Genomic DNA, 12745 nt, shown 5'->3' with positions numbered 1-12745 from the left:
CATCCTCTGATGGGGTTAGCATAGCGAAGCGATGTTACAAGCGCGTTACAATGGTTTTTAACAAACGATGCCGACGATCAGATCGATCATCGGCATTCTTGAAAATAAAATGCGGGTTATTGCCTATGGCTCAAAACGCAGCTTAATCTGCACAACTTCGGGAACCGTGCCAACCCGAATTGGCGGTCCCCACGTGCCAAAGCCCGATGAAACCACCAAGTTGCTTGGGCCTTTGCTCAATTGGCCCCATTGTTGCTCATAGCTCAGGCCAGTAATTAACGTGAAGGGGAATAATTGCCCAGCATGGGTATGCCCCGACACCTGAAGCGCGGCTTCAACCGCAACCGAATCATCAAAGCGGTTTGGGTTGTGATCCATAATCAGCAGCGGTAACGAGCGATCAGCGCCTTGCAGAATCTCAGTCAAGGGCACGCCAACGACATCGCCAGAGGTTCGTGGCCCGCCAATGTCATCGCGGCCAACCAGCAGCAAGCTATTATCGACCGTGACCCATTCGTCAACCAACATCTGAATCCCAGCCTGCGCGAGGTCGGCCCGAAAGCGTGCCAGTTCATCGGCGCGCACATCGTGATTGCCCATAATCGCGTAGTTGCCCAGCCGCGACTCAAGCTTGCTTAGCTCGTTCGCCATCGCTTGATCATTAAATGGTTGCAAATCGTCGTCAATAATATCGCCAGCAATAAGCACAAGATCGGGCTTAAGTTGATTGACCATCGCCACCATTGCTTGCACGCGGCCAACACTATTGCTGTAGCCAAGGTGAGTATCCGACACCAAAACGATGCTTAATTCACGCTCTGGCCCAGCCTGTTTGGGCACGCTAATCGTATATTTGGCCACGACTGGAGTGCGTGCACGCCAGGTTCCATAGCCAATTAAGCCCACCAGCAGCCCAATCACCGTTGCGCCCGTGGCAAGCAACGTGCGTCGCGAATAACCCACACCCTTGGGAGCGCTACTAGTCAACCGCAACAGCCAACGAATCAGATCAACGAGGCCGAGTATCATGCCTGCATAGACAAAAATGCTCATCCAATAGCCACCGATCGGCGTAAGTAGCGCCATCAGGCTCGTTGGAACGCGGCCTGCTACGAAGCGGCTTACAAATGGAGTGCTAGCGAGCAGCCAAAAGCTTAGCCAAAAGAGCCAGCGCGGAATTCGCTGGGGAGCAATAGCCTGCAACCATTGCCATGTCCGCCGACCAATATACAAATTGATACCGCTGTACAGCACGAAGACGAGCGCGAAGAAGACGAAGGTCATGCCAATACTTTCTCACTGATCGCCATAGGCCTATGGCGATGCAAATAGGCCAAAAAAACGCAGCTGATTCAGCAGCCGCAGCGCTGAGCAACATTCAATCGAGCTCGATCGAACATGCTACAAGAATGATAGGCAGGTGCAGTAGGGCTGTCAATGCAATCGCATCCTCAATTTCGTCCTTGGAATGGGATGTGCTTTGCAGTGCTTCAGAACAATCAACCTAGCTACAAGGAGTTTTGGATATGTATACGGTCAACAGCTTGTTTGGCAAACCAGTCATCGCCCAAGCAACCGGCGAGCGCATCGCCAGTGTGCAAGATGTTGTGCTCGATCAACCGCCAACGAGGGTTGTCGCCCTGCTGATCGATATTGGTGGCTTGTTATCGAGCGCTCGGGTCATTCGCTGGGAACAGGTAATTAGCCTTGGCGATGTTGTGTTGGTGAGTGGCGATCCGCTCTATACGACGATCAAAGAAGATCCTGAATTAGCAGCGCTGATTAAACAAGCCCATCAAATTACCGGCACAACGATCATCACGGTTGATGGAACCCAAATTGGCACCGTTGCCGATTTATCGATCGATGAGCGCGGCACAATCCTTGGCTACCAAATTAAACAAGGCTTCTTTCAAGATTTGCGCGGTCGCAGCCTGCTGCCCGTTGAACAGGTGCGCTCGTTTGGCAACGATGCGATTATTGTTGAACAGCCACCGCAAGCCTAAACTGAAAGTTCTGTAATACAGATCAATTTGACCTGCCATGCTCAGCCCATGGCAGGTTTTGTTTATTGCGTAACCTCAACATACCAACTCATAGTTAATCCATCCATCTGCCACGACTCATCAGGAAAAAGCAATTCCCAAGCATGGCACAAAAATCCATCAGTTGCTGCCAAACCTGAAGAAAGTCATAATCCATCCGCTCATCATAAACATTGAGACAATAGCGCAGCGATTCCTTCATATGATATTGGGCACGCACTTCGGCAGGATTCGTGGTAGGCGCAAATTCTGGTTGAAGATAGTGACGAATAAACAGCGCTTGATTCTCGCGGTCGTCAAGATAGAGTGAGCGATTGAGTTGCGGGTCTGAAAGCGTCAATGTCCGAATCATCATTGAATAAAACACCCAATCGCGATCAACCTTAATCTGTCTCATTCCCATTGCTGCTCCCTCGTTACTCCACTGATTGACTCAAATGAGTGTAGCATAGGTGGGTTATGCAGCAAACATTACTTACGCCTCAAATGTGCCATTTGTACCGCAAGTAGAAGTGAAAAACTAGCAATTTTGAGCAATTTTTGAAATTCGTTTGCATTGTTGAAATGCTAGGGCATGCTTATTCGTCTTTAAAGGCAATTCTTTTGATCTGGATGTAAGGATTGTGTATGGTGGTTGACTCAGTGCCTCTGGCCGAGGCTGCCGTGCGAGAACGCTTGGCCGCGTGGTTTGACCAATATAACCTCGCGATCTTTCGCTACCTCGTGCGCTTGATCGGCGATGAGGAACAAGCGGCTGATTTGCTGCAAGAAACCTTTACCAAGGCGCTTGTTGCCCTCCGCACCCAAGCCTTGCCAAATAACCCCTATGCTTGGCTTTGCCGCATTGCGGGCAATCTGGTGATTGATATGCTGCGACGCAAACGCCGCTGGAGCTGGCTGCCATTTCAGACCAGCACACCTTCGCATGAACACGCGATTGCAACCGCCCAAGATGTACGCGATTGCTTGGTTCGGCTCAACCAACGTGAAGCAGAACTCTTAGTCATGGCGCATTGCGTTGGCCTTAGCCCCAGCGAAATCGCCGAGTTGCTCAGCGAAAACGTCTCGACCGTGCGGGTGCGCCTGCATCGTGCCCGCCATCGCTTTCGCGACTTGTATACCGGGGAGAGTGAATTGTGAATTGTGCTGAGATTAAAACCATATTGGCTCAGGCTGCGGATGTGGCTCCAGCGGATGCCGCCGCTTTTGAGCAGCACCTCGCAACCTGTCAGCAATGCAATGCGCTCTTGGCCGAGCTAGAGGCCCAAACCGAGCAATCGTTTGCACTGCTGGTGCAGAGCGATGCGCACCCGCCAATCGCAACCGTCGCCGCAATTCACGCCCAGATTCTGGGCCAAACCCAGCCAACCCGCTTTTGGCAACGTCGCTCTGCGCGCTTGCTCCAACTGGCGGCAATTGCCATGCTTTTAGCATGGTTCGGCATTGAAGCCCTCAATCAAATGCCAATCAAGCAGCCTGCAACGATTGCCCAGCTGCAAACACCATTGGCAAGTGCATCGCCCGCTGTTGCAGTCGTGCAAGCCACGCCAACATTGGGTGTAGCTGAGCCGAGCGCCACCAATCAGCCAGTTGCAACACGTGCAACCAGCCAACCAGCGCTCACGCCAACCCAATCGAGCCAACCAACCATGGTTGCCAAGCCACTGCCAAGCTCAATCCCAGTCGTGCCAACCAGCGTTCAGGTGCAACCAACCAGCGTGCCAACCAATCCGCCAACAATTCCCGTGGCCTCACCGCCATTGGCCACCACCATTCCAGTCCCAACCAATGAGCCAGTGCCTTCGCCGCAAGCGACCAATGCGCTGCCATCAGCCACGCCCATGCCCGAGGTGAGCACCGAGCCGACTGACGTTCCAGCGCCGACCAAGGAAACTGGCCCAACCCGCGTGCCACCAAGCAGCACCGTACCAACAACTGGTTCGCAGCCGACAGCAAGCGCAACCCAAGGATTCCCAACCATGCCGCCGATTGCAACCACGGTGCCAACCCAAGGCCCTCCCGAAACCGTGATTCCAGGCTCGCCAACGCCGACCGAACCGTCGTTGCCGCCGCTGACTGCGATTGGCACCGTAGGGCCGCCAGCGACTGCAACCCCAACAGCGACCAGTGTTGCGCCAACGCCAACCGATAGCTTGCCACCAACGCCGCCGCCAACCAGCACGCCGTCGTTACCAACCGCAACACCATAATTTTATTGTAATTGTTATTAGGAGGAAGCCCAATGCACAGCACTCATTTCATCAAGCGCCCATTGCTTCGCGTCTGGATCATGATGGCCATTATTGCTCTTGGTGGCGCGTTTATGCGCATGCCAGTGGCCCACGCCACCAACCAAGCTAGCCCATTCGCTCCGCTCAATTGCCCACCAGGCGAGACCGAAGAGCTGATTGAACCAACCTTGCTCACCCTCACGCCAAGCAATCCGCTGCCAGGCGAAACAGTTCAAGTCACCGGTTATGGCGGCTATATTCGTTGTAGTGGTGGTCTGTATAACGAATCGGCACGCTCGTTTGACTTAACCCTCGATGGTGCGGTTGTCGCTCAACTTGGCTGCTATGCCAATCGCTGCCAAACGACGTTCGTCGTGCCAACCACAATCAATCCCGGCAACTACCAAGTCTCGACTGTTGGTGGCTCGCAGCTGCGGCTCGATGTGCAAGACGAACGGCTAACCTTCCTGCCAACAGTGTTCAACGGGCTAGCAACCAGTGCGGCCTTTATGCCACCAGTCGGCGGCCTCAGTGGTTGCCCTGCTAACGAAACCGCAACCCTGATTCCACCCAGCTTAGTCAGCTTGAATCCAAGCAGCGTTGCGGCTGGTGGCTCGGTGGAGGTCGTTGGAAGTGGTGGCTATATTCACTGTAGTGGTGGGCTGTATAACGAATCAGCGCGCTCGTTCGACTTAATGCTCGATGGCACGCTTGTGGCTCAACTTGGTTGCTATGCCAATCGCTGCCAAGTGACGTTTGTTGTGCCAACCACGACCAATCCGGGCAGCTATCAAGTTTCAACTGTAGGTGGCTCGGAATTGACCTTGGTCGTGGAATAAGCTTGAAGCTACACGCCGCGTACTTGATTAAACCAAGTACGCGGCACTGCACCATAATAATTATGTCAATTTGAATGTCAATTTCGATAGCTTCTCATCAATAATCCGCGTACGAACAGCTACAGTTATGCTGCTGCGAATTAATAGTGATAGGATCGTCGTTCGCCCGTCTGCCACCATACGGGCTTAGTCGGGTCACGATTCCAGCACCCCATCATTTTCCACAGGCTCTTGCTGATAGCTTTAATGATCTGCTCGACCACTTTATCACCCAACAACTGCACTGAATTCATTGACCCGCCACTGATCGGGCCGCCCATCCCGTCGCGCGTACAAGCTCAGCCAGCTCCAAATGCGACCATTCTACGCTTGACAACAAGGCTTACAATAGAACGGATGAGCTTATTTGGAGTGTTAATGATGAAGTATCTACTTACTTCGGCAGGCATGACCAACCCCAGTATTCATGCAGCCCTCGTTAGTTTGCTAAACAAACCAATCGCTGAATCAAACGCACTATGTATTCCAACCGCAAGCTATGCCAATCGTGGCGGCTTCGGCCAAGCTTGGGCCTTCAGCAGCGGCAACGAGCCACAAACGCCGATGTGCGAATTGGGCTGGAAATCCTTGGGAATTTTAGAACTGACAGCCTTGCCCAGCCTTGATCGGGCACATTGGCTGCCACAAGTTCAGGCCTGTGATGTACTTTTGGTTGGCGGTGGTGATCCACTCTATTTACACTATTGGATGCAGCAATCGGGCTTGGCTGAACTACTCCCAACATTGAGCGAAACCCTGTATGTTGGGCTGAGTGCTGGCAGCATGGTGCTGACTCCGGCGATTGGTCAATTTTTTGTCAATTGGACTCCGCCGCATGGGGGCGACGACAAAACCTTGGGCTTGGTCGATTTTAGTATCTTTCCACACCTTGAGCATCCAGCCTTGCCCCACAATACTTTGGCTAATGCGCAAACATGGGCCGCCAGCCTGAATGGGCCAAGCTATGCAATCGACGATCAAACAGCAATCAAAGTCGTTGGCTCGGCGGTTGAGGTTGTTTCTGAAGGTCAGTGGCAACAGTTTGGTTAATCAGCACTCGTCCATTTTTTATATTTATTCTGTTCAGCATACTATTTTGTGTAATTAAATATTTAAGTGAATAGCCCCCATTTCCTAATCAACAAGGAAATGGGGGCTGGATGATCATTACGATCGTTATTGCAAACTGAGCGCGAAATTAATCAATTCTTGCTTGGAGAGGTTGCTTGAAGAAAGCATATACGAGATATCACCCACCTGCCAGCGCAGGGTTTTATTGGAATAGGTCGAATCCCACTCAGCAACAGTCCCTTTATTAATAAAGCCGCCTTGGAAATATTCGGCACTGGCAGTGCCCACTTGAATGACCTCAACCTCAGCGGTTGCGCCAATCTGAAGATAGAGCGGGCCCTGGTGGGCACTCAACGAGACGCGACTATAGCCACCTACATCGAGATAATTGATGGTGGCAAACATATGTGATTGTTCGCCATCGACCATAATTTGGGTGCCATGGATCTCAGGTGGAAGTTGGGCTGGGGTCAGAATATCAAAGCCAACTAGGGTCTCAGCTTCTGCGATCGTTGCCACCGTTGGTGGCGTAAGGAATGGCCCACTCGCTGATTCAACCGTATCTGATGGGGCGCGATACAAGCCAAAGAATTCGTTCAGCGCTGCAACAAAGCCGCTTGGAGCAGCAAACCAGAGCGTTACGAGCAACAACGTCAGGCTCGCCATCAGCATACCGCGCCAGCCAAAGGGTCGGCGTTGTTTCGGCGCGCTGGCTTGCATCCATGGTGCATCAGCGTGACGGGCATGAAATTCCTTACTTGGATGCTCGCCAAAGTCACGCAACAATGCGCTAATCGCTTGCTCGGCTGCTGGGTGAACCTGGTCGTTTAATTGATTATGCATCATGGAACAACTCCTCTGCTAACGTTGGATAGCGGTTTTGCAGAATTTTCAAGGCACGATGGATACTGACCGACACTGAACTCTCGGAACAGCCAAGGTGTTGGGCGATTGTCTGCACGCGCCAGCCTAGAAAGTAGCGCATAATCAGATGATCGCGTTGGGCTAATGAAACATGATTGAGCAGTTCGAGCGCCAACTGCTGCCGCTCACGCAACAGGGCTTGTTGTTCAGGCGTGGACGGCAGATCTGCATGGTCTAGTTGGTGCGTTGCTGCGCTCGAAACTCGCCGTTGTTGATCAATGACAATCCGCCGTGCAATCGTAATAATCCAGCCAAGCGCTGCTTCATCGTTGCCACTGAAGCGATGGCGCTGCTTCCATGCGCGGGCAAACGCCTCAGCGGTGTAATCTTCGACATCGCTTTTGGGCGAGCCATGCAACATATACACATAGCGAAAAACCACGGCATGGGTCTGCTGATAGAACAGCGCAAAACTGGCTGGGTCTGCCAGCGGATGAGCCACACCAAACACATCACGAACCCGCGTTATAAGATCCATAGGCGCTCCTTCTCGGATGCATTGAGTCGGTTATATAAAAGGAAACGCAGCAGCAACAAAAATCTTACATAGCAGCCCACCCAAAAAGAAGCAGGCAGCATTACCACGTGGTGATGCTGCCTGCTTCGCTTATTAACCACCATAAACCGACCCAACCTTGATACGTTTTAGCCAAAACTCCTTCTTTCTTGGCGAATCCAGCAATGGATGGCTGATTGAAAGGAGTTCATTGATGAAACGCCAGATCGTACGTGGGTTGGTCATTGGGTTGATGACCATTGGGGCAATCGTTAGTCAAGTTGCGATCAAGCCAAGCAACCAACCAAGCTTGGATGCAGCTCAAACAACAAGTTTTACAGCTGATGAGCCAGTATTGATGGCTGATCCTGGTGGCGCAAACGGTGGAAATGGTGGCGGCTAGGATCTAAAGTTCAGGCACGGTTGGCTTAATCAGTGGACGTGGTACCACCACTGATTAACGGAGACCTGCTTAACGCTCAATAACCGACCAGCCACTCCAGATGGCTGATGATTGCTCAGTCGTTAAATCGCGTTGTTGCTCAATCCATTGGCGTTGGGCATAGGCTAACGCCGTTGGCGCAGCATAGCCCAAGCGAAGCTGTTGATACAGCCGATCCATCATTGCGACCGCATACTCATCATCAACCCACCACAAATGACAAATAACCGCCGCAGCACCAGCCCCTAAAAATGCCCGACTTAAGCTTAATACCTCAGCGCCCGGTAACACATCACCATCAGCGCCATGACAGACCGACAGAATAACTAAAGCATCGGCTATTTGCAGTTGCAAAATTTCATCATAGAAGATAGCGCCATCATGAAGTTTGATGTAGGCGCGTAAGCCTTGTTGCGAGGTCATCTGGCCATGGGTTGCAATATGAATATGGCTATAATTGCCCAGCGTGGTTTGCGGCGTAGGCTGCACAATGCGTTGCCGTGATGCACTTTCATCCAACAAAATTTCGATTGGATACTGCCAATGCTGCTGAACCTGTTCTAGCTCATCAAGCACATAGGTTAATGGAGCGTCACTGTCGCGAAAGCTACACCCAATAAATAAGAGGTTTGGGCTTTGGCCCGCTCGCTCAATGCTTGGTATGCGTTGTAAGGCAGGAATCTGGTGTAACACGGCATGTTGGCATAGGCGTTGCGATCGATAGGCTAAGGCAGCCCATGGCAAATCGTGCAGGCACTCATCGGGAAGCAACAAGAGGTGATGATCTGGATCGCTTAATTGCTCAATGTCGCTTGGCAATAACAAGGCTTGGGCTTGGCGCAAAATTGACCAACGTTCGGCACTGCGTCCATGCGCATAAGCATAATCATCGTAGGTAAATTCGCGATATTCTGGTTTGGTCAGTTGGTTTAAAAGATGACGTGCTTGGGGCGTGATTCGCTGTTGAGTCATAGCCAAACTGGTCGTGGTTAAGCTGAATATCAGTAAGTGCTCGCCATAAAAACTATAGATCAAGCAGATCCACGCCGTGCCATAGGCCAGATCAAACTGCTGCCGAATGCGATCAAGCTCAAAGCGATCCGCAATTGGCGTTGCTGGCACGAAGCCAATATGGCGTAATTCAAGGCTCAGCAAGAGATATTCCTGGAGTGCCTCGTTAATATTATGCTCAGGAGCAGCCGCGTTAATTAAGTGTTGTAAGGTCTCGCGGCGTTGCTGATACAGGTGGCGCAGGGTTAATGGCATATGCGCCGCTGGTTGGTTGAGATAGTGCTGCAAGGTTACTGCCCGCTGTTGTTCAACAACTTCTAAAACAGCGGCGGCATCGCCAAGGGTCATTGTAACGCTCAGACTATCGCCATAGAGGGCTTGAGCTTGGCTAAAGAAGCCACTTGAGGCATGCTCGCTTGGCACCGAACGCCGCATATTAAGCACAATCGCCTGCGCTTTTTGGTAATACATACGCGCCTTTTTAAGCTGCCCTTGCGCGTGAGCACAACGCCCAAGACCATACACCGCTAACCACATATACATCGGGCGTTTTTGGAGCAAGCGCTTGGCTCGTTGAAAATAGTCGCGGGCTTGACCATACTTATTTAATAGTAGCGCAGTTGTTGCATACTCCAGCAAACATTCGCCCATTGCGTCAGCATGCTGAATTGCAGTGAAATAGGCGTAGGCTTGTTGGAGTGCGTCCAGTGCTTGCTCATGTCGCCCTTGATCATTCCAACATTGGGCTTGCGCCTGAAAAATAGCCGCCAACTCGCCAAGATCATTGGTCTGCTGGGCAGCTTCAGCTAAATGTTGCAGGAGCTGGAGTGCTGCCTCAGGCTGGCCTTGACGACGTACAATTAATGCTTGATTGCGTTGGACGATCAAGAGATCATGGGTTTTATCCAACGCTTGATAGCTGTTTTGTGCCCGGCGATAGAATGCTTGGCTAAAATCAAAAAGGCCATAATAATAGAAAATAATCCCAAGGTTATGATCACACTGAGCTGCTTGATCTGGGCGTTGGTTGGCAATAAATAAACTTCGGGCAGTCACCAAAAGTTCGATCGCTTGTTGATAATAGCCCAATCGACTATAGATAAGGCCCAAGCCTTTCTCACATTGGGATTTGAGCAACACTAATTCATGCTGGGCAGCAAGATCAAGCGCTTTTTGGAGCAGCGAGATTGCCTGGCGATATTTGCCCCTTTGTTCAGCCAGGCGCGCTTGTTCAAACAGGCATTTGGCAATTTCAGATTGCCAGTTTAAACGGCGAAATGTTTGCAACGCCCCTCGATAGTAGCGCTCAGCAGTTGGAAAATCGGCTTGATTGAGGTAGGCTGCTCCCAAGATTCGCTGGAGTCGGGCGAGGCTACTCGGTGCGAGATTATGTGAAGTATTACTGACCAATGTAGTTAATTGAGCAATACTGCGGGCTGTATCGCCAAGCATATTTAAATGCGCAGCTTGATAGATTTGTAATTGAGCAACCGCCTGCTCATCGCCACGCAGCTGATAGGCATCAACCAAACTCTGCCATTCTTGCTGTAAACTACGACCTGTGCCGCTCATCCAGCCAATAAAAACCTGGCCAACTCGGCAATGGAGCAGCCCAGCAGCATCCTCTATGGAGCGAAAGCAGGCAAGCGCTTGTTCAAAATACGTGGCTGCCTCACTTAAGCGTTCCCAGCGAAAGAGTGTCCAGCCCACGCTATAGAACGCCCAAGCTTGCGCCAGAGGTTCAGTGCTGTTTGTTTGCAATAGCCCATGCTTGGCGTGCAGCACCGCTTGCCGAGGGTTGGTATCTGCAAGCTGTAAACCGCTCCGATAGGCCGATGGAACAGAACTTGGGATAAACATGCAGCATCCTTCTATCCTGACGATCAGGCACTTAATAGCTCTGGATCAAGCGTTATGTTTAAGTCTGGCCCATCGATGAGCAATAAATGATCGGGCGCAAGCTTGTTCAGGCTCGCGCTCCCAGCCTGATCAAATTGCTGGCGATACTGTTGCTGACCAAGCTGAACCGTTAGCCAACCAGTGAATTGTGGTTCTAAGGTTGCAACCAAACTCCACCCAACTTGGCCTATTTTGAGCAAAACTGTGAAGTGATACTGCACATCGCCAAGTTGGAGCTGTGGGTTATCTTCTAAGATTTTGACTGTTTCAGCATGCTCGGATCGATAGCGCCGCATCGTCGGTTGCTGGCTAATCTGGAGCGCACGATTGAGAAATTCGCGCTCGAACGTAATGCTATAGGTTGGCGACGCTGCTTGCATCAATTGACCAGCAAGCGTTGCGGGCATGCTTGGTTGGTTGGCGCTAAATAGCGGTGGCGTAGCTAGCGCGCCTAGCGCTTCAGCATGATCCACAATCCGTAAACTTGTATACAGCGCGGCACATTCCTCGCAGCTAAGTAAATGCCACCACACAGCTGGAAACTCATGAACCGCTTGATGGGCATCAACGCGTTCTGTCTCAATAAAGAGTTCCAGCTCATCGCATGCATCATCACAGCTCCAAGCCTCAGGGCTAGGAAAAAGCTGTGGATACGTTTGGGTTACTAAAATCGTCATCCCACGACAGTGATCACATGTAGCGATATGCTGATACAACTGTGCTTGCGGCTGGTGAATGGCCTGCTCCTGAATTACGTGTTCAAGCCATAGTTGAAGCTCTTGATGAATTGATGAATTGATCATGCCATAATTCCTATCAATCGATATACGCTGGTTTGTCTATCGGCAGTAAAAAGCCCAACATCGTTTGATCGCGCCCCGTTTAATTGAGCGCTTCATCAGGTGCTGAATCTGGATTATACCAGTCGCGGATCGTTGGATGCTGCTGGAGCAAATGCCGAGCTTGTTTGAGCAGATCGGAGATGCGCCCAGGGCTTAATTGAAATCGCTGCCCAATTTCGGTAACCGTCAGATCAACTTCCTTGGCCAAGCGAAAAATTTCTGGCAAGCGTTGATCGCTATGTTGCTGCAAAACCCGATAAATTAAGCTTTGCAGCGTATTCGCCAGCGTCTGCTCGGCAGGATCAGGGGTGTGGCTATCGGCAACTTGAAGGCTGGCCTGATGATTGATGCTTTGATCGAGCGAAAGGATTTCAGCTGTCCGTTTACTTGCCTGAAAGAGGCGTAAATGTTGGAGCACACTCCGCAGAAACACCTTATAAGCCCACGTTTTAAAGCGACTACGATAGCAATAGCTTGGCAAGGCTTCGAGCAAGCCATTGAGCGCAATTTGCACTAAATCTTCGCGGCTAGTGGCAATTTGGCGACTCCAATCGAGGCCATTCTTCGCCAATATGGTGCGAACCGTTTGCAGCCATTCCTTCCAGTCCTGCTGATCAAAGCCATGGCCAGTCTGGAATTTGGCCACGATCGCATGATCATAATGATAGTTGGCGAGCATTGAGTTTAAGCGCTGTTCCCCTTCGGTAGCAAGCAAGCGCGGCTTTAATTGTTGCAGATAGTGCTCTTGTTCGGTTTGGGTTAATTGCCAATGGTGCTCCCGATTCAGTGTAGCCAAAAGAACCCGATACTGGGATAGATCATCGGTTTGGTTTACAATCATGGGTTATCCCTTGTCAACATGCAGATGTGGTTTAATCATGCATAGTATAGCTGTTATCGCAAGGC

13 protein-coding genes are annotated in these 12745 nt (G+C 51.2%); 6 read left to right on the top strand and 7 right to left on the bottom strand.

What is annotated here, in order from left to right; genetic code table 11:
* Window positions 1-123 precede the first annotated feature (123 nt).
* Window positions 124-1284 carry a metallophosphoesterase gene (locus ACFMKP_RS09295; RefSeq protein ID WP_382291187.1) on the bottom strand — a complete coding sequence of 387 codons (1161 nt, stop codon included), beginning with the start codon at window positions 1282-1284 and terminating at the stop codon, window positions 124-126.
* A 242-nt stretch (window positions 1285-1526) separates the two neighbouring features.
* On the opposite strand from ACFMKP_RS09295, the gene ACFMKP_RS09290 reads away from it, so the two are divergent.
* Window positions 1527-2006, top strand: a complete 480-nt coding sequence (locus tag ACFMKP_RS09290; RefSeq protein WP_382291185.1) for a PRC-barrel domain-containing protein — start codon at window positions 1527-1529, stop codon at window positions 2004-2006.
* Window positions 2007-2100: 94 nt separating this feature from the next.
* Here the strand turns inward: ACFMKP_RS09290 and ACFMKP_RS09285 are convergent, their stop codons facing one another.
* Complete coding sequence (locus tag ACFMKP_RS09285; RefSeq protein WP_382291183.1) at window positions 2101-2442, bottom strand: hypothetical protein; 342 nt, start codon at window positions 2440-2442, stop codon at window positions 2101-2103.
* Between the two features lie 230 nt (window positions 2443-2672).
* Between ACFMKP_RS09285 and ACFMKP_RS09280 the strand changes: the two genes are divergently transcribed.
* From ACFMKP_RS09280 to ACFMKP_RS09265, 4 genes are all read left to right on the top strand, one after another.
* Window positions 2673-3185 carry an RNA polymerase sigma factor gene (locus ACFMKP_RS09280; protein ID WP_110514504.1) on the top strand — a complete coding sequence of 171 codons (513 nt, stop codon included), beginning with the start codon at window positions 2673-2675 and terminating at the stop codon, window positions 3183-3185.
* A complete protein-coding gene (locus ACFMKP_RS09275; RefSeq protein ID WP_382291181.1) occupies window positions 3182-4255 on the top strand; it encodes a hypothetical protein in 1074 nt (357 codons plus the stop codon). The genes ACFMKP_RS09280 and ACFMKP_RS09275 overlap by 4 nt, the downstream gene beginning before the upstream one ends.
* A 32-nt stretch (window positions 4256-4287) precedes the next feature.
* Window positions 4288-5115 carry a hypothetical protein gene (locus ACFMKP_RS09270; RefSeq protein WP_382291179.1) on the top strand — a complete coding sequence of 276 codons (828 nt, stop codon included), beginning with the start codon at window positions 4288-4290 and terminating at the stop codon, window positions 5113-5115.
* Between the two features lie 420 nt (window positions 5116-5535).
* The gene (locus tag ACFMKP_RS09265) at window positions 5536-6204 is read left to right on the top strand and encodes a Type 1 glutamine amidotransferase-like domain-containing protein (RefSeq protein ID WP_382291273.1); all 669 of its coding nucleotides are present in this window, start codon (window positions 5536-5538) and stop codon (window positions 6202-6204) included.
* A gap of 126 nt (window positions 6205-6330) precedes the next feature.
* Here the strand turns inward: ACFMKP_RS09265 and ACFMKP_RS09260 are convergent, their stop codons facing one another.
* Window positions 6331-7071: a hypothetical protein gene (locus tag ACFMKP_RS09260; RefSeq protein WP_382291177.1), complete on the bottom strand. Its 741-nt coding sequence runs from the start codon at window positions 7069-7071 to the stop codon at window positions 6331-6333.
* On the bottom strand, window positions 7061-7627 hold the full coding sequence (locus tag ACFMKP_RS09255) for an RNA polymerase sigma factor (RefSeq protein ID WP_382291175.1): 567 nt from the start codon (window positions 7625-7627) through the stop codon (window positions 7061-7063). Before ACFMKP_RS09255 ends, ACFMKP_RS09260 begins: the two co-directional genes overlap by 11 nt.
* 232 nt (window positions 7628-7859) lie before the next feature.
* Here ACFMKP_RS09255 and ACFMKP_RS09250 point away from each other — a divergent pair, with 232 nt between their 5' ends.
* Window positions 7860-8048 carry a hypothetical protein gene (locus tag ACFMKP_RS09250; protein ID WP_382291173.1) on the top strand — a complete coding sequence of 63 codons (189 nt, stop codon included), beginning with the start codon at window positions 7860-7862 and terminating at the stop codon, window positions 8046-8048.
* Between the two features lie 69 nt (window positions 8049-8117).
* Here ACFMKP_RS09250 and ACFMKP_RS09245 read toward each other — a convergent pair whose 3' ends face one another.
* The 3 genes from ACFMKP_RS09245 to ACFMKP_RS09235 all read right to left on the bottom strand — a co-directional run bounded on the left by ACFMKP_RS09245 (window position 8118) and on the right by ACFMKP_RS09235 (window position 12680).
* Window positions 8118-10958, bottom strand: coding sequence for a CHAT domain-containing protein (locus ACFMKP_RS09245; protein WP_382291171.1), 2841 nt, complete (start codon window positions 10956-10958; stop codon window positions 8118-8120).
* Window positions 10959-10981: 23 nt separating this feature from the next.
* Window positions 10982-11800, bottom strand: a complete 819-nt coding sequence (locus tag ACFMKP_RS09240) for a hypothetical protein (RefSeq protein ID WP_382291169.1) — start codon at window positions 11798-11800, stop codon at window positions 10982-10984.
* A 79-nt stretch (window positions 11801-11879) separates the two neighbouring features.
* Window positions 11880-12680 carry a sigma-70 family RNA polymerase sigma factor gene (locus ACFMKP_RS09235; protein WP_382291167.1) on the bottom strand — a complete coding sequence of 267 codons (801 nt, stop codon included), beginning with the start codon at window positions 12678-12680 and terminating at the stop codon, window positions 11880-11882.
* Between the last annotated feature and the right edge of the window lie 65 nt (window positions 12681-12745).

It is taken from the genome of Herpetosiphon sp. NSE202, from assembly GCF_042688385.1.
Classification (GTDB): domain Bacteria; phylum Chloroflexota; class Chloroflexia; order Chloroflexales; family Herpetosiphonaceae; genus Herpetosiphon.
This window is presented reverse-complemented; position numbering and strand designations above follow the sequence as displayed.